The organism is Fontisphaera persica (genome assembly GCF_024832785.1).
Lineage (GTDB): Bacteria > Verrucomicrobiota > Verrucomicrobiia > Limisphaerales > Fontisphaeraceae > Fontisphaera > Fontisphaera persica.
This window is the reverse complement of the sequence record NZ_CP116615.1, coordinates 1,441,710-1,462,543: the sequence shown is the minus strand read 5'-3', so window position 1 is coordinate 1,462,543 and position 20,834 is coordinate 1,441,710. Positions and strand designations below refer to the sequence as shown.

The window sequence follows — 20,834 nt, the reverse complement described above, 5'->3', positions numbered from 1 at the left end:
GCTGGTAAAAAGCCCATGCCTGCCCGAGCCGTCACGGCCAGCCCGTTGGTGTTATTCGGTGGAAGCGACGAGTTCACAGTGCAACGTCGTGCACGTGAACTTTTTGAGACGTGGTGTCGGGAACTGGGGGGCATGGACCATGAGGTCATCGAAGCCTCGGCCACCGGCGCGGAGCAGGCGTTGAAGGCCTTGGGGCGTTTGCGCGAGGCGCTTCTCACCTTGCCTTTTTTTGGCGGCGGCAAAGCCATTTGGTTCAAGGGTTGTAATTTTCTGGCGGAGGAGGCGCCTGGTGAACGTAAGATGGGCAGCGCGCCCGAGATTCAGGAGGCCCTGCGCGACCTGGCGGAGTTGTTGGAGCATTTTGACTGGTCTTCCGTGCGTTTGGTGATTTCTGCAGGCAAGGTGGACCGGCGCAAATCCTTTTTCAAAACCCTGGAAAAAGCCGGCCGCGTGGAATTTTTTGAGGCGTTATCTGCGGAGGACCGGGATTGGGAGGCCACGGCTGCTGCGTTGGTTCAACGGGAGGCGGAAGCCCGCGGTAAGAGCATTTCGGACATGGTGGCTGGCGCACTGGTGGAAACCGTAGGCCCCAACACCGCGCAGTTGGTGGCCGAGGTGGAAAAATTGTCGCTATATGTGGGGGAGCGCAGTCGCATCGAGCAGGCCGATGTCGAAGCTGTGGTCTCGCGCCAGAAAGTCGCCCGGGCGTTTGCCCTGGGTGATGCATTGGGGGAACGGAATCTGCCGCTGCTGCTGAAGCGCCTGGATGAAGAAATATGGGCCATGCAAACGGATCGCAAACGCTCGGAGATTGGCCTCATTTACGGCCTGATTGCCAAACTGCGCGCCATGTTGATGGCCAAAGTCCTTGTCGAGGAAGGCTGGCTGCGGCCACGCATGAGTTTTGCAGAGGTCAAAGCCCAAATGTCGAAGTGGCCTGCGGAACGGCTGGCCCGGGACAAAAAGTTCAGCCCCTTGGGGATTAATCCCTATGTGCTGTTCAGGGCGCTGGAGCATAGCTCGCGCTATACGCTGGCCGAATTGGTGCGGGGCATGGAAATCCTGCTGGAGGCCAATGTCAAAATGGTCAGCACAGGCCAGGAGGAAGTGTTGATTCTCCAGCAGGCCTTGACGCAATTGGTGGGAAACCCGGCGGGGCAACGTCACAATGCGGCCGCCCGCTAACAATCTATGAATGCCAACGAATGTCCCCTCGAGGTGTGCCTGACTGCGGGCACGGCAGTGTTGCGGGTCAACGGGCGCGCCAGCATGAAATGCAGCCCCCAGTTCAAGAAATTATTGTTGGAATTGTATCAACGGGGCATCACCCATTTCGTGCTTGATTTGAGCCGTTGTGATTTGATGGACAGCACTTTTCTGGGCGTTCTGTTGGGATTTGCCATTAAAACACCGCCGGGGCCGTCCGGCCCGCCCAAGGTCGAGCTTTACCGCCCCACCCCCAGAGTACAGAGCCTTTTCGATACCTTGGGCGTCATGGAATATTTTCCGCTGCGCGACAACCTGGCCCTCGAGGGGATGAACTATGAGCCAGTTTGCCCATCCGATAGCGGGGCGTCCAAAACCGAGCTGGCCGCCACTTCGCTGGAAGCGCATCAGAATCTCATGGCGGTCAACCCGGCCAATGTGCCGCGTTTCAAGGATGTGGTGAAATTTTTGGAGGAAGATTTGGGCCAGAAAAGCAACGGGGCGGCGGGCACCTGAAACCCTCAGGCCACTTTTCCAGCTCATTTGATGCGAGACTCCCCATGGGATAAGGGCACTGGAGCGCGCAGTTTTTTGTATAACCATGCCTCCAGGGGGCGCAGGGGGCGCAGCCACTTGTAAAAGGGTGAATACACCAGCCGCAGGCGGATAACCGAGAGCAGCATGGTCAGCGAAGTGCGGCCCAGCGTCACTTTGCTGCCGATTTTATCCGTCCACTCCGTGGGTACCTCCAGGATGCGGAAACCGGCCCGCTGAAGCACATAGAGCAGGTTGATGTCAAAAGCCATGTCGGCGATAGTCAACGCGGAGTGAATTTTTTCCACAGCCTCCCGGCGCATCACCTTGGCGCCACATTGGGTGTCGCGAATATTCATCCAGAACAGCAATTGCACAAGGGCGTGGAAAACCCGGCTGGCGAAACGCCGCTTGGTTGTTTGCACTTGATGCAACACCGCGCCGGGCAACCAGCGGGAGCCGATGACGCAATCGGCCTGGTGCAGGTGCCGAACGAGGTCATAAAAGGCGGGAGGCGCAGTGGCGCCATCGGCATCCACATAGCCAATGGCTTCCGCCAGCGGGGCGAGCTTCAACCCCTCAATAAGCGCCCCCCCTTTGCCTATGGGGTCGGGAAATTCCAGATGTCGAATGGTCGGAAACTCCTTCTCCACCTCTTCCACCACCCCCCGGGTATTGTCCCGGCAGCCATTGAGCACCACCACCAATTGAAAAGGGCCGCGATAATGGTCGCGAAACCATGCGCCATATTCGCGGAGCACCGGCCCGATTCGCTGCTCTTCGTTATAGGCAGGAATCAGGAGCAACAAGCTGGGGTCCCGTTCCATCACGCGCAGTGCTTAGCAAATCCGCGCCCTGATGAGCAAACTTTAAGTGCATGCCAACGGCTGCTCATGGCTCGGCACAGCTTTCTGACTTGATTGCGAGTCGGGGAGGGGTATGGTGGTCTCATGAAAACCACCCTTGAACCAAAGGTTGCCGTCCCTTCCGTGAGCGTGTCTTCCCTTTCCCGGCGGCGATTTTTGCGATGGTCGGCCATGGCTGGCGTGGCTCCGTTGGTTTTGCCTTCGGGCCTGCTTTCGGCTGCACCCAACAGTAAATTGTGTCATGCCTGCATCGGCACAGGGGGCATGGGCGTGGCGGACATGAACGAGTTCATGAAGCATCCCAAGGTGGAGATCGTGGCGCTATGCGATGTGGATGCTCAAAATCTGGCCGCGGCCGCTCATAAAGTGCCCAGTGCCCGGCAGTATCGTGACTGGCGGGAACTTTTGGCCCAGGAGGGGAACAAGGTGGATTCCCTGAACGTTACCGTGCCGGACCACATGCATTTCCCCATTGCCTATCGAGCCATTCAAAAGGGCAAGCATGTGTACGTGCAAAAACCGATGTGCCACGACGTGGCCGAGGTGCGCGCCTTGACCCGGGAGGCGGTCAAGCGCAAGGTAGTCACGCAACTGGGCACCCAAATGGCCAGTGGACTGGGAGATATGGTTACGGTGCAATTGTTGCGCCAGGGGGCCATTGGTCAGATCAAGCATGTGTACTTAACGGCCAACCGGCCGGGTGCGGTGGAGCAATACCGCCTGCAAGGCCCGCGTCCGCCAAAAGGGGAGGAGCCACCGGCGCATCTGCAATGGGACTATTGGATTGGCACCGCGCCCATGCGGCCGTATGTCCCCGGCATTTATCATCCCGTAAAATGGCGCGCCTGGCTGGACTTCGGGACGGGATGGAGCGGGGACATTGGTTGTCACATCTTTGATGCTGTCTGGAAAGGTCTGTACCTCAAAGCGCCGAAGTCGGTGTATGCCCGCGTGCAGGAATCATGGAAGAACTCCCCGGAGCGGCGGGCCGATACCTGGCCGCAGGCCAATCACATCACGTGGGTGTTTCCTGGCAACGCCCTTACGGCTGAAAAGGAATTAACGGTGGAGTGGTTCGATGGCGAATTTTATCCCCCGCGGGAAATCATGGCGATGTATTCAGTGAAAGATTATCCACCGGAGTCCATGATGCTTATCGGCACCGAAGGCTCGCTCCTCATGGAATTGGGGCGCGGTCCCCTGTTGCTGCCTGACGCCAAATTCAGGGAGTTCAAGAAGCCCGCCGTGCCTCGCCGCAATCACTATCATCATTATGTGGATGCCTGCCTAGGAGGGGAAATGACAGAGTCCCATTTCGCGCAGACCGGGCCGATGACCGAAGCAATCTTGTTGGGAACGGTGGCCGTGCAGATACCGGAAACCGAATTGAAATGGAACGCCAGCGCGATGCGGTTTACCAATAACCAAGAGGCCAATAAACTGCTCAAACGCAAATACCGCGCCGGCTGGGAAGTGTGAATCAGCGCATGGCCTCCATGGCGGCTTGCAGGGCGGGGCGGCCATGGCGCGGGTGCAGGGTGTAGGTATTGGTTTGGGAGATGGATTGGCCGGGGGCCAGCCGGTGTAACGGTCCCAGCATTTCAAGCTCGACGTACTCCAATTCCCCGCCGTTGGTGTACACTTCGGCGCTGCTGTTGCGGTCAGGATAATCTGCGCCGTCCAAGCGCGGCGAATCAATGCGCACGACAGCTTCTTTTCCCACCCAGATTAACGTGCTGGCGGGCGTCCCGATTTTGTAGGCATCCCGCGGATCACGCTTTAACGCCAGCCAGCCGTTGGTCGCCAAGGTAAGCGAAGGGGGGAGGGTGCGGGACAGCGCCACACAACTTTGGGCTGCACTGGTAGCACCCGGAAGAGGGATCAATACTGCTTCAGGATCCCGCAACTGGGTAATAATCCAAATACCCACGCGCGAAGGTTCCCCGCTCAACCTTTCGTAACGGGTGCGCACGGTCAACACCGGCCCGTGCGCGGCCATTGCAAATTCGCGGATGACCCGGATGCCGTAGTGAGCATCCACTGGACTGACCATGACCACTGTTTGGTTGGTGGCATACGCCAGGGCGGGCAGGCCATCAAAAGCTCGCGGGGGAAACCAAGTTTTGTCGCCAGTATATCGCCCCCACTCGGCTTCCGGCGAGGGCCATGATTTGTCACCGCCGAGGTTGATCCAGGCATTTTGTTTTCCATCCAGCCGCATGCCCATGAGTTTGTCATTAACCCAGAGCACATTGCTGCCGCCTTTGAGACTGAGATGCATAAGCCGCCCAATTTCCGGCACAATGACCGCCTCAATGAGGCCATTATCCAAACGCCAGGCATGGGTATAACCGTGGTAAGAAATGGGAGTGATATGGGCCGTGGCAGCGTGGGCGCTGAGAAGTGGCAGGCAGCCAACGAGCAATCCCCACGCCAGATGCTGAAAGGAAAACCATGTTTTCATGCAGTGCAGTTGTTCAAGGCGCAGCTTATCCCTTGCTGCCCCGCTGGGCAAAGACGAATTGTGGCCTGGCTCCGGCTGTGGCATTGCAAGTTGAGCCGGGCTTTCGCATCATCGCCGCCCGGATGTTGACGCTGTCAGGCATCACCAAAACTTACGGCGGGCGGACGCTGTTCCGCGATGTCACGCTTTGTTTGAATGCTGGTGACCGGGTGGGGTTGGTAGGCCCCAATGGCGCCGGCAAAACCACCTTGTTTCGGATTTTATTGGGCGAGGAAAGCGCCGATGCAGGTGAAATCACCTGTCAGCGAGGCTTGCGGATAGGTTATTTGCCGCAGGAGAATGCGCCAGCAGATTATGAAACCGTCCTGGAACTGGCCACGGCAGTTTCGCCGGAGTACGCCGAGTTGCGAAGACGTCTCAAGGTCGAAAACGAAACGTCCTCCCCCGGGTTGGAGGCTGAGGATGACTGGCATGCGCGTTTTGAAGAGCTGGGAGGGCATCGTGTCGAAGTCAAGGCGCGCAAAATTCTTCTGGGGTTGAGTTTTCGCGAACGGGACTTCGAGCGCCCCTTGCGGGAACTGAGCGGGGGATGGATTATGCGGGCGCACCTGGCGCGCCTGCTGGTCATGGAGCCGGATTTGCTGCTCTTGGACGAGCCGACCAATCACTTGGATTTGGAGTCCTTGTTGTGGTTTCAAGAATACCTGAAAACCTTTCCTGGCGCCATTCTGATGACCTCCCATGACCGGGAGTTTTTGAATCAGTTGGCTGGCGCCATCGTGGAAATCAGGCAGGAGCGGTTAATTCGTTACACCGGCAACTACGATGCTTATCTGGAGCAACGCCAGGCTGCCGAGGAGCAGCTCTGGGCCGCTTACAAGAATCAGCAACGTGAAATTGCGCGCCTGATGGCCTTTGTGGAGCGATTTCGCGCCAAGAACACCAAAGCCAGCCAGGCTCAAAGCAAGCTCAAACAAATTGAGCGCATGGACAAGATCGTGGCGCCGCTGGCGGATGATCCAGACATGGATTTCCAATTCCCGCAGCCGGAACGCAGCGGCCAGCGGGTTATTGAATTGAAGGGCGTTCGCCACGCCTACGGCGAACAAGTGGTCTATGAGCATTTGGATTTTCTGGCGGAACGCGGGCAGCGCATCGTTTTGGTGGGCCCGAATGGTGCAGGCAAATCCACCCTGTTAAAACTGCTTGCGGGCGTGCTTCCCGTGCAGCGCGGCGAAAGGATTGTCGGGTACCGCGTCCGGGTGGGGTACTATTCCCAGTATCGCACTGAAATGTTGCGGCCTGAGCGGACGGTGTTGGAAGAAGCTCTGGACACGCCACAGCGGGTCACAGAACAGTACGTCAGGACGGTGCTGGGAGGGTTTCGGTTTTCCGGTGATGATGTTTTCAAACCGGTGCGAGTTTTAAGCGGCGGTGAGAAAAGCCGTCTGGCGCTGGTCAAGCTGTTGCTGGACCCGCCCAATCTGCTGCTCATGGACGAGCCGACCACCCACCTGGACATGGCCAGCACCGACGCCTTGCTGGCGGCATTGGATCAATTTGAAGGAACGCTCATTTTCATCAGCCACGATGTTTACTTCATCCGTTCGCTGGCGCAGCAGGTAGTGCGGGTGGAACACGGCCGTCTGTTCCATTATGCCGGGGGCTATGATTACTATCTCGAAAAATGGGCCGAGCAAAAGGCCGCGGCCGAGGCGGCATCCGCGCCGGCGGGTAAATTGGCATCCGCCGCGGCAGGTTCAAGTGTTGCCCAATGGAAACGCGAACAACGCCGTCTGGCGGCGGAGCAGCGAAATGCCCGGCATCGCGCCTTGCGTGAGCAACGGCAACGCGTGCAGGCATTGGAAGAACAAATCGTCGCGCTGGAGCAGCGCCAGGCGGAATTGACGCGGGCCTTGGAAGACCCCGCCACCTACGCGGACAGCTCACGCACCGTGGCCATCAATAGGGAATTACAGGAATTAGTCGCGCGGCTGCCGGCCCTGCATACGGAATGGGAGACCGAGGCCATGCGCCTGCACGCCATGGAGGCCGAGGGCAATGCGCCGGACTCATTTCCGGCAACTAGCGGGCAGTGAACTGCCCTATCCCAAAGTCTCACCCGGCACAAATTCCGGTAATAGCCGGATGGAGCGAATTTTCCCCGGGCCGTGATGAATTTGGTCCAGCAGCAATTCCGCGGCGCGGCGGCCCATGCGCTCTCCATCCACTTTATAGCGGGCCACCGAGGGGACGCTGTAAGCGAGGTATTGGTCATCCACCCGGCTAATCACGGCCACCTCCTCCGGGACGCGGCGCCCCAGTTTGTGCAAGAACCCCAGCACGGCAAAGGTATGCTCAGGCCAACCGACTAGTATCGCATTGGGAGCGGGATGGCGCTCCATTTCTTGACGCAAAACCCGGCACAAATCAGGGACGGTGGTATCGTAAGTCACCAGCCGGGCATTGCCTGGCGGACGGCCATGAGCCGCGCCTTCCGTGAAGCCTGCAGCGCTGGCCTTGTCTCCCGCGGTCATGGGTTCCGGGGTTAAAAAAATCATTTCCGTGCGGCCCCTTGCCAGAAATAAGCCGGCGGCGTGGCGGCAACTGGAGCGGACGTCAAATTCCACGTTGGCCAGGGCCACGCCAGGGTGCACCGTGCCGAGCACCACGCAGGGAACCCCGGCATGAGCCAGAAATTCTTGTTGCTCGCGCGAGGAAAGATAAAGCAGCCAGCCGGCAGTGTCCGGCAAGGCCAGCAGCTTTTTCATTTCACGCTCCGAAAAACGCTGATAAAGCCCGGGATGCACTTCCAGTTGCATCAAGTAGCCCTCTTTGGCCAACCGCTCTAAAAGGGCATTTTGAACCAGTTGGGCGGTGGTATTGACCCGGTGCCGCGGGTAAGGACTGAGCATTCGCACCGTGTGCCCTTGTGGTGGGCCGATTTCGGCAGCAGGGCTGATGATGCGATGATGCCGTCCCCGGCCCCCCATCACAATGATGCCTTCCCGCGCCAGTTGGAGGAGCGCACGCCGGAGGGTGACGCGGCTGATTTGGAATTCGCGGCACAAATCGGCTTCGCTGGGCAGGCTGTTGCCCCAATGACCTTTGAGCGCCAAATCCCGCAGGAGAGCGGTGGTTTGGTCCGTCAGCAATAACCGTTGTGGCAACACGGCCATGTGTAGAAAAATGGTGAAATAAAGTGACTGGCAACGTCAATAGCATTTGGCGCTCCCGAGGACTCACCGCGTGCCCAGAGAAGAATCCGGCATAAACGAATTACCTGAAAGAGAAAGAACTCTTGCTCACTTCAACGAAGGGGGCAAAATGCCTGCGCATCAGGGGCCGGAGGCCGCAGAGCAGAAAAATACCGGTTGAAGGCTCCATCTGGATTATGACTCCATCAGAAATTAAGCGGGCATTACAAGTCGCCGAGGCAGCCGCTCTGGCGGCGGGCGAGCGGATGCGCCGGGAATTGGGACGGACCAAAGTGGTTAAAGAAACTCATGCCCATGATATCAAATTGGCGCTGGATGAAGCATGTCAGCGCATGATTGTGCGGCATTTGCAGCGGGCTTTTCCAGGCGTGCCGGTACTGGGCGAGGAAGGAAACGCCGGCGGTGACCATGCCGCGCAACGCTGGGTGGTGGACCCGATTGATGGCACCGTCAATTTTGCGCACGGCATTCCCCATGCCTGTGTTTCGATTGCCCTGCAGCTTCATACGGGGGATTCAACGGTGCTATCCGGCGTTTATCCAGATGGTTATCTGACGGTGGCCGGAGTGGTGTACGATCCCTTTGTCCAGGAGCTTTGGTCAGCCCAACGAGGGCGGCCGGCTCGCTTGAATGGCAGGGTGATAAGAGTCAGCAACTGTGCCCGCCTGGCCGAGGCCGTGGTGGCCTCGGGGTTTTCCAAAAGCCCCGCAGTGATACGCCAGACACTGGCTGTGCTCAACCGGCTTTCGCATCGAGTGCGCAAGGTGCGCATCATGGGCGCGGCGGCATTGTCCCTCGCGTACGTGGCGAGCGGGCGCATGGACTTGTACCTCGAGCAAGGGGTCAGGTTGTGGGACATCGCCGCCGGGGGCTTGTTGATTGAATGTGCGGGCGGGCGGTTTGAGTTTCGGCCGCAACCGGGCGAGCAGCGTTATAAGATGCTGGGTGAAAATGGACGCCTGGGCCGGGAGTTGCAAAGGGTCTTGCGTGGTCTATGGTGAGGCATGGACGAGCGGATTCACAACGTCATTTTTGACTGGTCTGGGACGCTGGTGGACGATTTGCCCGCGGCATGGCAGGCCACCAATTACGTGTTCCGGCAGGCGGGGCTGCCGGAGTTGACCCTGGAGCAGTTCCGGGCAGAGTTCTGCCTGCCCTTCAAAAAGTTTTACGACCGATACACTCCCAGCCTACCCATGGAACAACTGGAACAATGGTTCCACGGGCATTTCCAAGAGGTGGCCCATCTGGTGACCGAACTGCCTCACGCGCGCGGCTTTCTGGAGTTTTGCCGGGCCAGGGGGCTGCGCACTTTTGTGCTTAGCAGTGTCCATCCCAGTTATTATGAAATCCAGGCCAACGCCACGGGTTTTGGGGAACTGCTGGAGCATCCTTACGTGCAGGTGTATGACAAGCGTAAGAAAATCCATGAAATCCTGGCCACCCATCAACTGGCGCCGCGCCAGACCCTTTTCATCGGGGATATGGAGCACGACATTGAAACGGCCCGGCATGGTGGGGTATGGTCCTGTGCGGTGTTGACGGGGTATAACACCCTCAACCAGTTGCGGGCCGCCGAACCGGATTTAATCGTGGAGCATCTGGGCGAGTTGCGCCAGATTCTTGAACAATGCCAGTTATGTCTGGACAAACACCTGGCGGCGGCGGGGGTAGTCATGCCGGTGGCAACCGTGGGAGCGCTCATTTTTCATCCCGGCCACCGCCGGGTTCTTATGTTGCGCACGCATAAGTGGTCCAACTTGTGGGGCATTCCCGGGGGCAAGATTAAAGGCGGGGAAACGGCCGAAGCGGCCTTGCGCCGGGAAATCAAAGAGGAAACCGGCTTGGAAATTGACCGTATTCAATTTCAAATGGTGCAGGATTGCATCCAATCGCCGGAGTTTTACCGGCCGGCCCATTTCCTGTTGTTGAATTACACGTGCGAGGCGTGTCCCGCGGGGGTGGTGCAGCTCAATGACGAAGCGCAGGAGTTCCGCTGGTGCACGATGGAAGAGGCTTTGCAATTGCCGTTGAACACGCCCACCCGTGTATTGTTGGAAGCGGTGCGGAGCGGCGCCCGGCGGAACCAAACATGACCGACCAAATTCATATCGAGGACTTGGAGGTGCATTACTGTGTGGGAGTGCCTCCCGAGGAACGGGCCCGCCCGCAACGGCTCCTCCTGAGTCTTACTTTGTACCATGACTTCAGCGCCGCGGCGGCGGCGGATGACCTTCGGCAAACCGTGGACTATCATGCTTTGACCCGGCGCCTGTTGAAGTTTGGTGAGGGCCGAAGCTGGCGCCTGATTGAAACCTTGGCCGTGGAAATTGCCGACGTGGTATTGCGCGAGTTCCAACCGGCGGCGGTGGAAGTTGAGGTCAAAAAATTTATCCTGCCGGAAACACGTTGGGTTAGTGTCCGGGTGCGGCGTCTCCAAAGGAACGGGGAGCCACCTTGTAAGTGAGCCGCTGTTGTTCGCTCAAGGGAATTAACCCGTTTTGCACCTTGCGCCATCCCTGTTCCCGGAGGGACACCCAGCCGTGACGCCGGGCCGCCTCCCGCAATTGATTGGTCTTGACGCCTGGCTCAATTAAATCGGCGATTTCATCGTTGACCAAAAAGAACTCGTAGAGCGCGATGCGCCCGCGGCAGCCCTGTTGATTGCATTCCACGCAGCCGGCGCCCTTCCAGGCGCGCACCTGGCCCGGCGGCAGCCGCAGGGCTTCGGCTATCTCCTGGCGGATGCGTTCCGGGATGTCGGGGTCCGGCTGGCCGCAATGTTTGCACACGCGGCGGGCCAGGCGTTGAGCGATGCTGCAAACCAGGGAGCCGGCAATCAAATAAGGGTCCACCCGCATGTCCATGAGGCGGGTCACCGCACTGACGCTGTCGTTGGTGTGGAGGGTGGAAAAGACCAGATGGCCGGTTTGGGCGGCGCGCACCGCGATTTCCGCCGTTTCCTGGTCGCGTATTTCACCAATGAGCACCACGTCGGGATCGTGGCGGAGCACCGAGCGGAGGCCGGCGGAAAAAGTCAGACCAATATCGTCGTGGACCTGAATTTGTTGAACGCCCTCGAGGCGGTACTCCACCGGGTCTTCAATGGTGATGACTTTGCGGGATTCATCATTGGCATGGGCCAGAGCGGCGTAGAGGGTGGTGGTTTTGCCGCTGCCGGTGGGGCCGGTGATCAGTACCATGCCTTGGGAAAGCTGTGTCAACTCGGCAAACATTGCCTCTTGTTCCGGCTCCATGCCGAGCTGGGTCATGTCGCGAAACAAACCCTGGCGCCCAAGAATGCGCAGGCAGACCGCTTCGCCAAACTTGGTGGGAATCACTGAGACACGCAGGTCGTACTCTTCTTTTTCCCGTTTCATGGCAATGCGGCCATCTTGCGGCAGGCGGCGCTCGGCGATATCCAGGCCGGCCATGATTTTCAATCGAGAGACGACGGTCGAGTAGAACTGGCGCAGGTCGCTGGGCAGAGGTACCGGTTGCAACAGACCGTCAATACGGTAACGCAGGCGGATGGCAGTTCCATAGGGTTCGATATGGATATCCGTGGCTTGCAGGCGCAGGGCTTCCAGCAGGATTTGGTCCACAAAATCCGCAATGGTGGGGTCCACCATCTGGGTGGTTTCGGGGGATTTAACATCAAAAATAATTTCTTCACTCGTCGGCGCCGCTGATTTTTCTTCGCGCAATTTTTCAATGGTGGCTGCGCCGAGGCCGTAACGTTGTTTGAGGAAGGCATGGATGGCGCTGGGGGCGGCAATGGCCATGCGGATTCGTTTGTTGAGCAACAAGCGCAGGTTGCCTTGTTCCAGTGGGGTCAATGGCTCGCTCAACGCCACGGTCAAGACTTCTCCCTGCAAGGCCAGGGGAACCATGCGATGGTGGAATACCAGCTTGAGGGGGACGGCTTCCATGGCTTGGGGGGAAACCTCCGTTTTGGCCAGGTCCACAAAGTCCAGATTCAGCAATTTGGCCAGGGCTCGATAAGTGTCCTCCTCGGACGCGAGGTTGAGGTCCACAATGGCGGCTTGCTGAGAGCGCCCGGTGCGAGTTTGATGGCGGCGTACCTGTTGCAGTTGCCGTTCGGTCAATAATCCGGCTTCGAGCAGCAGGTCACCAACTTCTTTAGGGGGATTTTCCATGAGGAACAGGGGAGGGAGGCAGCGTCAATTCAGACGGCTTGTTGAACAAAAGCACGTTAATTTGCGACGCATTGCGCAAGACGGCTTTCTTGTAATCAAACTCCACCAGCTCCAGTCCGCCCGTGATTACAGCGCCCGTCTTGAGGGGCATGCTGACACCGGCAATTGTGAAATAAGCGGTGCGCTGCCCAACGGAGTTAGCCCAAAATCCCTGATAAACAATCGGCACCTTGATGGGGGGTGGGGGCGGCGGTGGGGGTGGAGGCGGCGGGGTGTTGGTTGGCGGTGGCGGCGGTTTGAAGTAGTCGGTGACAAAGAGGTTGTTGGTGCTACCCAACAGTTGGGCAACAGTTGCAGCACGTCCGTGCACCAGAGTTTCCGCATGGTCCAGCAAGGTCAATTCTGTGCCATTTCTGGGATTGGCGCTGAAAGCCAGCAGACCCGTGGTGCTTTCGGTCATATGGCTCAGCCCCAGCCCGACCAGGGCCAGGGCCAGCGTCAACATGACCCACGCAGTCCCGCGTTTGTTGACCAGCCGGTTGGCGGCTTGTTGCAGGGATTCCCAATTCATAGGCCAGGCGCCCAGCTCACACCCAACAGCCGAATTTCCAGACGAACACTTTGCACATTTTCCGGCACGTCTTTGCGTAACATGATGCGCTCGAGGTAAAAAACAGGTTTGCCGGGGGGCAACTCGGGGAGGCCGGCAGGCAGGGGGTCTCCGTGGCGGACAGGAAGGCAGGCCAGAAATCGCAGGACGGCCGACCATGAACCGGTGAGGTTCAGGGTCACAGGCAATTCGTACCCCAACGGTTTAGCGGTCTCAGAAGGGGCGGGGGACACGGCTCGCGGCGGGCGCACGTTTAAGGAGATGAGATTGGTGATGCCGCAGCGTACAGCCAATAGTGCCGTTTCATGAGCCACTGTCAGATGTCCCCAGAGCAATTCCGGCTTGGCCATGTCGGCGGAGTATTCGGGATATCCATTCCAGACAGCGGGGGCCACCGTGACTCCTGCGACTGCAGCCGCGCTAAGCAATTCCTCCTGGCGGAGCTGGCGTTCATTTTGGAAATCCACCAACTGAAAAGACCGGCGCATTTTGGCCTCCACCTGGCTGTTAAAGGATAGCCGGATGGCCAGGGTATTGCTCAAGGTGCCGAGCCGGGCAGCCGCCAATTCCAGCTCGCGCAAGCGCAAATCAAGGGGGGTGGTGTTGAGGTTGCCCTGGTCGGCGTCCACCAGGCGGGTACGCAAAAGGTTGGCCCAAGCGTGTCCGAGGGGACTTTCCAGGGCGTTTACCCGCTCGCAGAGGGGCACGAATACCAGAAAATAAAACAAGGCCAAAAACAGCCCCCCTAGCAGGAGAATCCGCTGAACCATTTGGTATTTTTGCGGGCTGATCATGGCTGACGTTCTGGGTTAACCACGGTACGGGCAGGGCGCATGCCCGAGGGGGTGACAGGCGCCGCTGTCCCTGAGGCGGGGGCTGGATTCGTTGCCGGAGCCGTAACCGTCAAAAATTCATTGGTGGCCAGTTCAAGGAGCAAGGCAAAATGCCGTTCCGGGTTGGGCAACAGGGCCTTGGGTTCAGCCAGCGCACGCCGTTGTTCCGGGGGTACCGTATCCACGTTTTTAAAACGGGGATTGCGTTGGAGTGCCGCCACGGTCTGGCTTAAGCTCCGGCGCAGGGCTTCCCCTTCTTCAGGGATGCATAGTTCGGCGACGAAACCGGGTTTCGCTGGCGGCCGATTGGTTGCGGGCAGCATTTCCGGCAAAGGCAGGGGGCCAACCAACGGAAGGACATTGGTGGCGGCAGGGCTTTCCAGAGCGGGCGGAGCCGCCATGTAAGTATGCGTGTCAGCAAAGAGTACATACCACCATGATTGGGTGGCGCGGACCGAGCTTAACCAGGCCAGTGAACGCAATAAATCGTCTGTGAATTGTTCGCGTTCCAATAGAGGATGAAGGCGGGCAAAATTCTCGGCATGTTGCCGGGACAACTCTTTCAATGCGCGCACTCGTGCCTGGGCATTTTGGGCCGTTTCCAGCGCAGCCACGAGGCGGACTTCTTCACGGCTCTTTTGCCAGGTCCCCACGCCGAGCACCAGGCCAGCAAATAATAACAAGAGAAAGGTGAAGGTCTGAAATAACTGATCTTCCCGCTGTTTGCGCCAGTGCTGACGCGCCTCCATGGGCAGGAGAGCGGCGCTTTGGCGACTTTTGCCCAAGGCTTGAGCGGCAACCCCCCGGGCAATGGCGAAACGCCCTTCTTGGATGGGATTGACTCCTTCTTCGCGCTCTGGCCATGGCCCAAAGACTGGCCGCCCCGTGGTGCGGTTGAGATAAGCGGCAAACCAGGGAGATTCGGCCATGCTCCCGGTCAGGACAAACTGGAAGGCATCGGCGGGCGGAACCAGCACTCCCTGCTCCGAGTGCCATTCTTGAAATACCCGCATCAACTCGCCCAGCCAGTTATCCACGCTGGTCCGCAGGGCGGGAATGGCATCAGGACCTTGCAATAGATTTTGGTGCATGGCCTTTTGTTCCGCCTCCTCCAGACTGAGGTTCAAGGCGTGGGCAATGGTCTCGAGGAATAGCTCACCGCCGAGGGCGAAACTCGCCAGGTGCACGCCTTGTCCTTCCAGCAGGATGGCCACGGTGGTGCTGCGCAGGCCTGCGTTGACCAGCACGGTGGCTGTGGTTTCGGGAAACTGGGCCAGGTAGCTATTTATCAGCGCATTGCCGCTGGAAGTGGCACCACAGATGTTTTCAGGATTCAATCCCAGCCGCTCGGCCAAGGCTTCCACCTCGCTTTCCTGGCAAAGGGAAATCCAATAGGCATGTTGGTGCCGCCCAAAAGGTTGCAAAGGGGCATGGTCATACGCCACCCGGGACTGCCCCAACCCGCTCAGTTTATAGACCTCATTTTGAATCAGGCGGGCGACAATGGAGCGCTCCACCGGCGGCAAATCCACCACCTGGGAGAGTGTGCGATGTTGGGGCAGGGCCAGAGCCACCGGATAAGGCCCCAGCTCTTCCAGCGCGCTGGCCAGGCGTTCGGCGGCCTCTTTAGGGTTGGCCTCGCCCAGCCAGCCGGGACATTCAATCTGGACACTTTCCAGAATGCGCAGGCGGTTAAAGCAACGCTCAGCCAGCACCAGCTTGAGGCAACGGTTACCTGGGTCAATGCCGATGACCCGGCTGGCGGGCAGTAGCGGTATGCCCCATAAAAATGGAAATTGCAAAGCGCGGGCCACAGTTGAACGTCTCAAGGTTTGGGCGTTAGCGGTGGTGGCGTCGGTGCTGGCGCGGCACCGGTGGGATTCGGTGCCGGAGCGGCTGCGGGAGCGGGTGCGGGGGGCGTCGCCGGCGCCGCAGCGGGGGCTGGCGGCGGGGCGTTGGTGGGGGTGACTTTAGGGTGAGGATAACTCAAGGTCTGCACTCGCGGCAGCGAGCGAGGAGGTTGTGCTTCCGTTTCGGCTATAAGCAATTCACCCGTTTCTGTGAGCAGGGTGGCGGTGACAAAAATGAGCAGGTAGCGGGGTTTGTTCAACTCGGTGCGCTTGCGGAAAGCCGCGCCGATGATGGGGATGCTGCCCAGGATGGGGGTGGATTCCACAAAGGTGCGTTGTTCACGCTCCAGCACGCCGCCCATGACCACGGTTTGGCCGGATTGCACCAGCACCCGGGTGGCCAGGGACTGGGTGCGCGATTCCGGCAGCCGTATTTCAAACGAGCCGGACACCTTGCCATCGGGACCAAAATCTTTTACTTCGGCGAAAGTGACCATTTTGACGTCCTGATTTACTTCTGGATTGAGTGCGAGAAGGATGGTGCGGCCATCCCCCCCAATGCTGGCCACGACGTGGAGGGAAACGCCGGAGGTAATTTTGGTGGGTTTGCCCTGGGGCACGAGGCTGGAAGCCGTGTTGTAGGCGCCCACCGTTTGCTTCACCGTGTATTCCTCATAGTAGTATTGGATTTTGCCATCGCTGATCATCGCGGGGAGATTGTTGACCAGCGTAAGGCGGGGGGCACTAAGGGTCTGCCCTTCACCAGACTGTTGGAGGGCGGTAAGGGTGACGGACAGTTCTGAGCGTCCGAGCACTTTGGGGAAAATGTTGGTCCAACTTTTTTGAATACCGGTGCTGAGGTCGTTTTTCAGGCCGGAGAAGGTGCCCAGGCCGGTGAAGTCCTGCGGTGAAGGCACAGGGCGGCCATCGCGGGCGGTCTCCCAGGCAGCTCCCAATTGCAGAAAGGCCGCTTCGCTGATGGTGATGAAACGCGCTTCAATCAGCACCTGCTGCAACGGTCGGTCAAATTCCTCAATGATACGGTCCAGCACTTCCAACTGGTCCCGGGTGCCTCGGGCAACAATAACGTTGCGCTCGTAATCAATGAGGTATTTGCTGCCGGTAAAAAACTGCTTAATGACATTCTCGATGACCGGAGTTTCCGGCGCGCCGTCATTGACGAATTTGGTCAACTTGACATTTTCGGTGACGGTGGTCACTTGCGGCGTGGTGGTGGTGATGCGGTTGACCTGCTCCGGGCCAAATTGCGCAGGGATGACAAATCCATGCCGCAGACGGTAGATGCGCGTTTCCTCCACCACCCGTTTGGGGTCTTTGGCGTCAATAATCCAGATGAGGTCATTGCCTACCTGGAATTGCACGTCCAGATTACGGGATACATAGCGGAGGAATTCGCCTAATTTCACTTTCTCCATGTTCACGCTCAGAGTTTGCTTGAATGCAGGGAGATTCTTGTCGGCCACAAAATTAATGCCCTCCGCCTGGCCCAGGTTGAAAATAATGGCTTCCAGCGTCACGTTATCGAGGTGAATGGAGACCTCTTTTTCCAAGATTTTGGCCATACGGCCTTCCGGTGATTCGAGGTCAAATAATTGCGAGCGTTGCCGCTGGCTTTTACCGTAGTTTTCCGGGATGTAGGGAGTGGCTTCAATCTGTTGCACTGCATCGCGCACGTCACGGCGCGCCGGCAGGCCCCGGTCTTTGTTTTCCGTCAATAAATCGGGAAGGGTGGGGTTCAGGGCGGAATTTTTGGCGTCAATTTCGCGAATTTTGTTTTCCACCGCGGAGTCACGCTGTTGCAGGCGGTTTTTGGCCACCCAATCCTGGACACGTTTCACGGTTTCATCTTCGGGCGCGCGCTGCCGCAACACCGCCGCCTTGCGTTCAGCTTCATCCCAGCGGTTGTGTTCCGCCAAATCGAAAATTTCGCGGATTTCCTCGTCATAAAAGGTGCTGTATTTGCCCTCTTTTTTGGGGAAGGACGCTGGTTTGGCGGCGGTGGGTTTGGGCTTGTCACTCTGGCAAGAGACCAAAGCGAAGGCGACTGTCACCAGGACGGCCACCGAGAGAGTTTTATGATTCCTCATGGCTCGCAAACGCATAATTGATGCTGCACAGGCAGCCCTTCACTTCCCGGGACACCACGCCCATCGGGGCGTGACGTCCGCCTTTCTGCCCAAAGGACGTTGCGTGATGCTCGGACATTCAGAAAATCACGAAAACACAAGGCAGGCAAGGAGTTTTACGCGCGGATTGTGGAAAAGAACAGGTCTCCGTGTGCCATGGGGAAGAATTGTTGTCGCAGGGGGAAACGAGGCCGGTTACAACAGCGGCATGAATGCGTCACCTGCTGAGTGGAGCGGCGAGATGGTTGCGCGCCGGGGCGCGCTGGCGCGAGGTTGGCGCCGGGTACGGCCCTTGCTTTTCCTGATTGCAGGAAGTTGGTTGATTGCCAGTTTGCTGGATTATTCAGCGCGCACCGCTTCAGCCCATGAGGCACCCGCGGGTTTTAGCATGGGCTTGTTGCATGGGGCCTGCATGCCTGCCACCTGGCCGGCTCTGGCGCTGGGCAAGGAGGTGGTGATTTATGCCGTGAAAAACGAAGGCCGAAGCTATGATTTGGGTTATACGTTGGGGGTCAATCTTTGTGGCGCGTTATTTTTTGGCATGTGGTTCTGGCGCTGGCAAAAATGGCGGCAGTCCCGGACTTCCCCGTGAGGTGAACTCAGGCCAGACCACGCAGTCGGCGTAACACCCATTCCATGGTCAGCAGTCCAATAATGGCCGCCATCACCCATGCCTGGTCCCACATGGAATTACGCCGTATTTCCACCGTTGGTGGTGGGGCGGCACCAAACAGCGGCCGAAGCTGGGCAAACTCAGTGGCGCGGGTATCCAAAGCCCTTCCGCCTGAAAGCCGGGCGAGCGCCGCCAAGGTGTCAGGACGAGCCCGTGCCTCGATCATTTCCCGGTCTTGTACTTCGCAAACCACCAATTGTTTGTCTTCGCCAAGTTTTATGCCACGCAAGATGGCCTCGGCGCGCAGGGTAAAGTCGCCTGCTACTGGCATGGGCAGGCGGCCACGAAAAGCCTGCAGGGACGCATCGTAAGTGGCCCGCTCCACACGTTCCACTGTTCCGGGAGCAGAAAGAATGAGCCGGACCTCGGCCGAGGCGGCAGGGCGCCCGGCGGCGTCGCGCACATGAATGACGGATTCGAGGTTTTCACCAGGCCGCAAAACTGTCTGGGGCAATTCAATGACCACGGGGCTGTTGGTGCGTCCCAGGCGGTTGGCCGCCAGCCAGCGGACGGCATTGATCCAGAATCGTCCGTAGTAACGCTGGTCGCAGTTATATTCAGTCCACATACCTTGGGGCTGAATCAACTCCCCCCAAAGGGTTTCAAAATCTTTGCCCCATGAGCGGGTAATATCAGAGGTGAAGGCCATGGTGCGGCCTTTGCCGATTTCTTGCACCGCCAGCACGACGAGGGGGCCGTCAGCATTGCGTTCTGAAGGGTGAACGGCAAGAATGGTGGCACCGGGTTTGGCGCGATTCACCCGGTTCAAACCGTAAAGCAAGGGGAGGCGGGTTGTCCAGATTGTCGTAGTCTCCTCGCGATTGACGCCGATGGCGATGAGGGGGTGATTCCATGCATTTGGCACAATGACCATGCGAAAGGGCTGATTCAAGGTGTCATTGCTGGATTCCATGGCCACGGGGATTAGCCGGTCCAATGGCGTGCGATGGTAGCCGCCCGTGCCAAACGCGGATTTACCGCCAATCATCACAAAGCCGCCGCCGTGCTCTTCCACCCACTGCGCGGTTTGGGCGAGCTGTTCCGTAGTGAACATCTCTTTGGGGATGTCACTGTGAATAATCACATCATATTTCTGTAGTTCGTCCAAGGTGTGCGGATAGCCTTTGGTGAGGTGCTCCACTGGATACACTTCCTCACCAGGTTGAATGTCGGCCTCGGGAATAAAACCACCCTGAAAACCGCGGAATCGTGTGCGATACAGGACTTTAACTTTGATTTGAGGATCGCTTTCCAAGGCCGTCTTGAGGTAGCGCCATTCGGGTTGGGGGGCGTTATCCTGCATGGGCGTGCCTTCCATGTACAGCACGCGCAGGATGGTATCCGGAGCCTCCAACCCAAATGCCCGCCGATTATTGTTGGGCAGCCACTCGCCAGACTCTGGCGGCACGTAAACATTATAAACCTCGTATTGCCGGGTGGGCGGGCGAAATTCAAATTCGACATGTTGGCGGCCGCCGCTCAAAAGCACCATTTGCTCTGTCAGCACGCGTTGGAGGTAACGGATTTGCACCTTGCGGAGGAATCCCCCAAAACCGGGCGAAGCGATGGTCGCAACGATGCGGGCAGGTGCATTGGAAGCCACCGGACGCCGCACCTGCACATTTTCCACGATAATATCACGCATTTCGTTGGTGGTACCCACGCAAACAGTATGAATCGGGATGCCTTTGCGCCGGTACCAGCGGGCCAGGGGCAGCGCGTCGCCCGACTCGGTTTCCACGCCATCGGTACAAAGAATAATGGCCGTGGGAGGTTCAGCGGCGGCGGCCGTCCAAAGTGTTTCCAAAGTTCTGGCAATGGCCGTGGCGGCGCCCGTGGGGCTAAGGTGGGCAAAAATCTGAGCTGGCACAACGTTAGCATTGGTCAGGGGGCGCAACGCATCGTCAAACGCAAAGGGCTGGATTTGCACATGGTGAGGCGCTGTGGGGAGAAGATGCTGCCCCAGCCACTCTTGGGCTTCTGCCAGCCGGCCATTGGCATTCACATCCTGCAAGGACATGCTGCGGGAGGTGTCTAATAGGACGGCGATGCGTGCGGGTGGTTGGTGCTCCACGCGTTCCACCCACTGGGGATTTAACCAGCAAAGAAAAGCCAAACCGAGAGCGGTCAAACGCAACAGGACCAGAGTTAACCTTGTCCAGCCTTGCGGACGTCCCACCGAGGTTGCATAGCTCCACCACAAAAGCAGCAACAGCAGCCCACCGCCAATCAACAGCGCCCACAGAGGGGGCGTATAACCCAGCTCGATCACC

At 58.5% G+C, this 20,834-nt stretch carries 17 protein-coding genes; 8 read left to right on the top strand and 9 right to left on the bottom strand.

Going from position 1 to position 20,834, the window contains the following annotated elements:
- The first annotated feature begins 15 nt into the window (after window positions 1-15).
- Both holA and NXS98_RS05050 read left to right on the top strand, forming a co-directional pair.
- On the top strand, window positions 16-1,185 hold the full coding sequence (gene holA / locus NXS98_RS05055) for a DNA polymerase III subunit delta (protein WP_283847387.1): 1,170 nt from the start codon (window positions 16-18) through the stop codon (window positions 1,183-1,185).
- Window positions 1,186-1,191: 6 nt separating this feature from the next.
- A complete protein-coding gene (locus NXS98_RS05050; protein WP_283847386.1) occupies window positions 1,192-1,722 on the top strand; it encodes an STAS domain-containing protein in 531 nt (176 codons plus the stop codon).
- 23 nt (window positions 1,723-1,745) lie between these two features.
- On the opposite strand, the gene NXS98_RS05045 is transcribed toward NXS98_RS05050, so the two are convergent.
- The gene (locus NXS98_RS05045) at window positions 1,746-2,567 is read right to left on the bottom strand and encodes a glycosyltransferase (protein WP_283848124.1); all 822 of its coding nucleotides are present in this window, start codon (window positions 2,565-2,567) and stop codon (window positions 1,746-1,748) included.
- Window positions 2,568-2,690: 123 nt separating this feature from the next.
- Here NXS98_RS05045 and NXS98_RS05040 point away from each other — a divergent pair, with 123 nt between their 5' ends.
- Window positions 2,691-4,085, top strand: coding sequence for a Gfo/Idh/MocA family protein (locus NXS98_RS05040; protein ID WP_283847385.1), 1,395 nt, complete (start codon window positions 2,691-2,693; stop codon window positions 4,083-4,085).
- A gap of 1 nt (window position 4,086) precedes the next feature.
- Here NXS98_RS05040 and NXS98_RS05035 read toward each other — a convergent pair whose 3' ends face one another.
- Window positions 4,087-5,070, bottom strand: coding sequence for a DUF4380 domain-containing protein (locus NXS98_RS05035; protein WP_283847384.1), 984 nt, complete (start codon window positions 5,068-5,070; stop codon window positions 4,087-4,089).
- Window positions 5,071-5,147: 77 nt separating this feature from the next.
- Between NXS98_RS05035 and NXS98_RS05030 the strand changes: the two genes are divergently transcribed.
- On the top strand, window positions 5,148-7,169 hold the full coding sequence (locus tag NXS98_RS05030; RefSeq protein WP_343214133.1) for an ABC-F family ATP-binding cassette domain-containing protein: 2,022 nt from the start codon (window positions 5,148-5,150) through the stop codon (window positions 7,167-7,169).
- Between the two features lie 6 nt (window positions 7,170-7,175).
- Here the strand turns inward: NXS98_RS05030 and NXS98_RS05025 are convergent, their stop codons facing one another.
- On the bottom strand, window positions 7,176-8,249 hold the full coding sequence (locus tag NXS98_RS05025; RefSeq protein ID WP_283847383.1) for a substrate-binding domain-containing protein: 1,074 nt from the start codon (window positions 8,247-8,249) through the stop codon (window positions 7,176-7,178).
- A gap of 215 nt (window positions 8,250-8,464) precedes the next feature.
- Between NXS98_RS05025 and NXS98_RS05020 the strand changes: the two genes are divergently transcribed.
- From NXS98_RS05020 to folB, 3 genes are read left to right on the top strand one after another with little or no spacing between them, the layout of a single operon-like run.
- Entirely contained in the window at window positions 8,465-9,289 is an 825-nt protein-coding gene (locus tag NXS98_RS05020; RefSeq protein WP_283847382.1) for an inositol monophosphatase family protein, read from the top strand.
- Window positions 9,290-9,292: 3 nt separating this feature from the next.
- Complete coding sequence (locus NXS98_RS05015) at window positions 9,293-10,384, top strand: NUDIX domain-containing protein (RefSeq protein WP_283847381.1); 1,092 nt, start codon at window positions 9,293-9,295, stop codon at window positions 10,382-10,384.
- The gene (folB, locus tag NXS98_RS05010; RefSeq protein ID WP_283847380.1) at window positions 10,381-10,755 is read left to right on the top strand and encodes a dihydroneopterin aldolase; all 375 of its coding nucleotides are present in this window, start codon (window positions 10,381-10,383) and stop codon (window positions 10,753-10,755) included. Before NXS98_RS05015 ends, folB begins: the two co-directional genes overlap by 4 nt.
- Here folB and NXS98_RS05005 read toward each other — a convergent pair.
- Genes NXS98_RS05005 through NXS98_RS04985 form a run of 5 tightly spaced genes read right to left on the bottom strand, consistent with a single transcriptional unit; the run spans window position 10,703 to window position 17,849 of the window.
- Entirely contained in the window at window positions 10,703-12,448 is a 1,746-nt protein-coding gene (locus NXS98_RS05005; protein ID WP_283847379.1) for a GspE/PulE family protein, read from the bottom strand. The two genes, folB and NXS98_RS05005, sit on opposite strands and share 53 nt — an antisense overlap.
- The gene (locus NXS98_RS05000) at window positions 12,432-13,019 is read right to left on the bottom strand and encodes a hypothetical protein (protein WP_283847378.1); all 588 of its coding nucleotides are present in this window, start codon (window positions 13,017-13,019) and stop codon (window positions 12,432-12,434) included. Before NXS98_RS05000 ends, NXS98_RS05005 begins: the two co-directional genes overlap by 17 nt.
- The gene (locus NXS98_RS04995; RefSeq protein ID WP_283847377.1) at window positions 13,016-13,852 is read right to left on the bottom strand and encodes a hypothetical protein; all 837 of its coding nucleotides are present in this window, start codon (window positions 13,850-13,852) and stop codon (window positions 13,016-13,018) included. Before NXS98_RS04995 ends, NXS98_RS05000 begins: the two co-directional genes overlap by 4 nt.
- Window positions 13,849-15,720, bottom strand: coding sequence for a hypothetical protein (locus NXS98_RS04990; protein ID WP_283847376.1), 1,872 nt, complete (start codon window positions 15,718-15,720; stop codon window positions 13,849-13,851). The genes NXS98_RS04995 and NXS98_RS04990 overlap by 4 nt, the downstream gene beginning before the upstream one ends.
- On the bottom strand, window positions 15,717-17,849 hold the full coding sequence (locus NXS98_RS04985) for a type II secretion system protein GspD (protein ID WP_283847375.1): 2,133 nt from the start codon (window positions 17,847-17,849) through the stop codon (window positions 15,717-15,719). Before NXS98_RS04985 ends, NXS98_RS04990 begins: the two co-directional genes overlap by 4 nt.
- A gap of 247 nt (window positions 17,850-18,096) precedes the next feature.
- On the opposite strand from NXS98_RS04985, the gene NXS98_RS04980 reads away from it, so the two are divergent.
- Entirely contained in the window at window positions 18,097-18,480 is a 384-nt protein-coding gene (locus tag NXS98_RS04980; RefSeq protein ID WP_283847374.1) for a hypothetical protein, read from the top strand.
- A 7-nt stretch (window positions 18,481-18,487) separates the two neighbouring features.
- On the opposite strand, the gene NXS98_RS04975 is transcribed toward NXS98_RS04980, so the two are convergent.
- Window positions 18,488-20,833: a glutamine amidotransferase gene (locus NXS98_RS04975; RefSeq protein WP_283847373.1), complete on the bottom strand. Its 2,346-nt coding sequence runs from the start codon at window positions 20,831-20,833 to the stop codon at window positions 18,488-18,490.
- Window position 20,834: the final 1 nt, after the last annotated feature.

Bases quoted from the DNA above. Each gene is read 5' to 3' on its own strand.
- holA (WP_283847387.1), top strand. From the start codon at position 16: ATGCCTGCCCGAGCCGTCACGGCCAGCCCGTTGGTGTTATTCGGTGGA.
- NXS98_RS05050 (WP_283847386.1), top strand. From the start codon at position 1,192: ATGAATGCCAACGAATGTCCCCTCGAGGTGTGCCTGACTGCGGGCACG.
- NXS98_RS05045 (WP_283848124.1), bottom strand. From the start codon at position 2,567: ATGGAACGGGACCCCAGCTTGTTGCTCCTGATTCCTGCCTATAACGAA.
- NXS98_RS05040 (WP_283847385.1), top strand. From the start codon at position 2,691: ATGAAAACCACCCTTGAACCAAAGGTTGCCGTCCCTTCCGTGAGCGTG.
- NXS98_RS05035 (WP_283847384.1), bottom strand. From the start codon at position 5,070: ATGAAAACATGGTTTTCCTTTCAGCATCTGGCGTGGGGATTGCTCGTT.
- NXS98_RS05025 (WP_283847383.1), bottom strand. From the start codon at position 8,249: ATGGCCGTGTTGCCACAACGGTTATTGCTGACGGACCAAACCACCGCT.
- NXS98_RS05020 (WP_283847382.1), top strand. From the start codon at position 8,465: ATGACTCCATCAGAAATTAAGCGGGCATTACAAGTCGCCGAGGCAGCC.
- NXS98_RS05015 (WP_283847381.1), top strand. From the start codon at position 9,293: ATGGACGAGCGGATTCACAACGTCATTTTTGACTGGTCTGGGACGCTG.
- folB (WP_283847380.1), top strand. From the start codon at position 10,381: ATGACCGACCAAATTCATATCGAGGACTTGGAGGTGCATTACTGTGTG.
- NXS98_RS05005 (WP_283847379.1), bottom strand. From the start codon at position 12,448: ATGGAAAATCCCCCTAAAGAAGTTGGTGACCTGCTGCTCGAAGCCGGA.
- NXS98_RS05000 (WP_283847378.1), bottom strand. From the start codon at position 13,019: ATGAATTGGGAATCCCTGCAACAAGCCGCCAACCGGCTGGTCAACAAA.
- NXS98_RS04995 (WP_283847377.1), bottom strand. From the start codon at position 13,852: ATGATCAGCCCGCAAAAATACCAAATGGTTCAGCGGATTCTCCTGCTA.
- NXS98_RS04985 (WP_283847375.1), bottom strand. From the start codon at position 17,849: ATGAGGAATCATAAAACTCTCTCGGTGGCCGTCCTGGTGACAGTCGCC.
- NXS98_RS04980 (WP_283847374.1), top strand. From the start codon at position 18,097: ATGAATGCGTCACCTGCTGAGTGGAGCGGCGAGATGGTTGCGCGCCGG.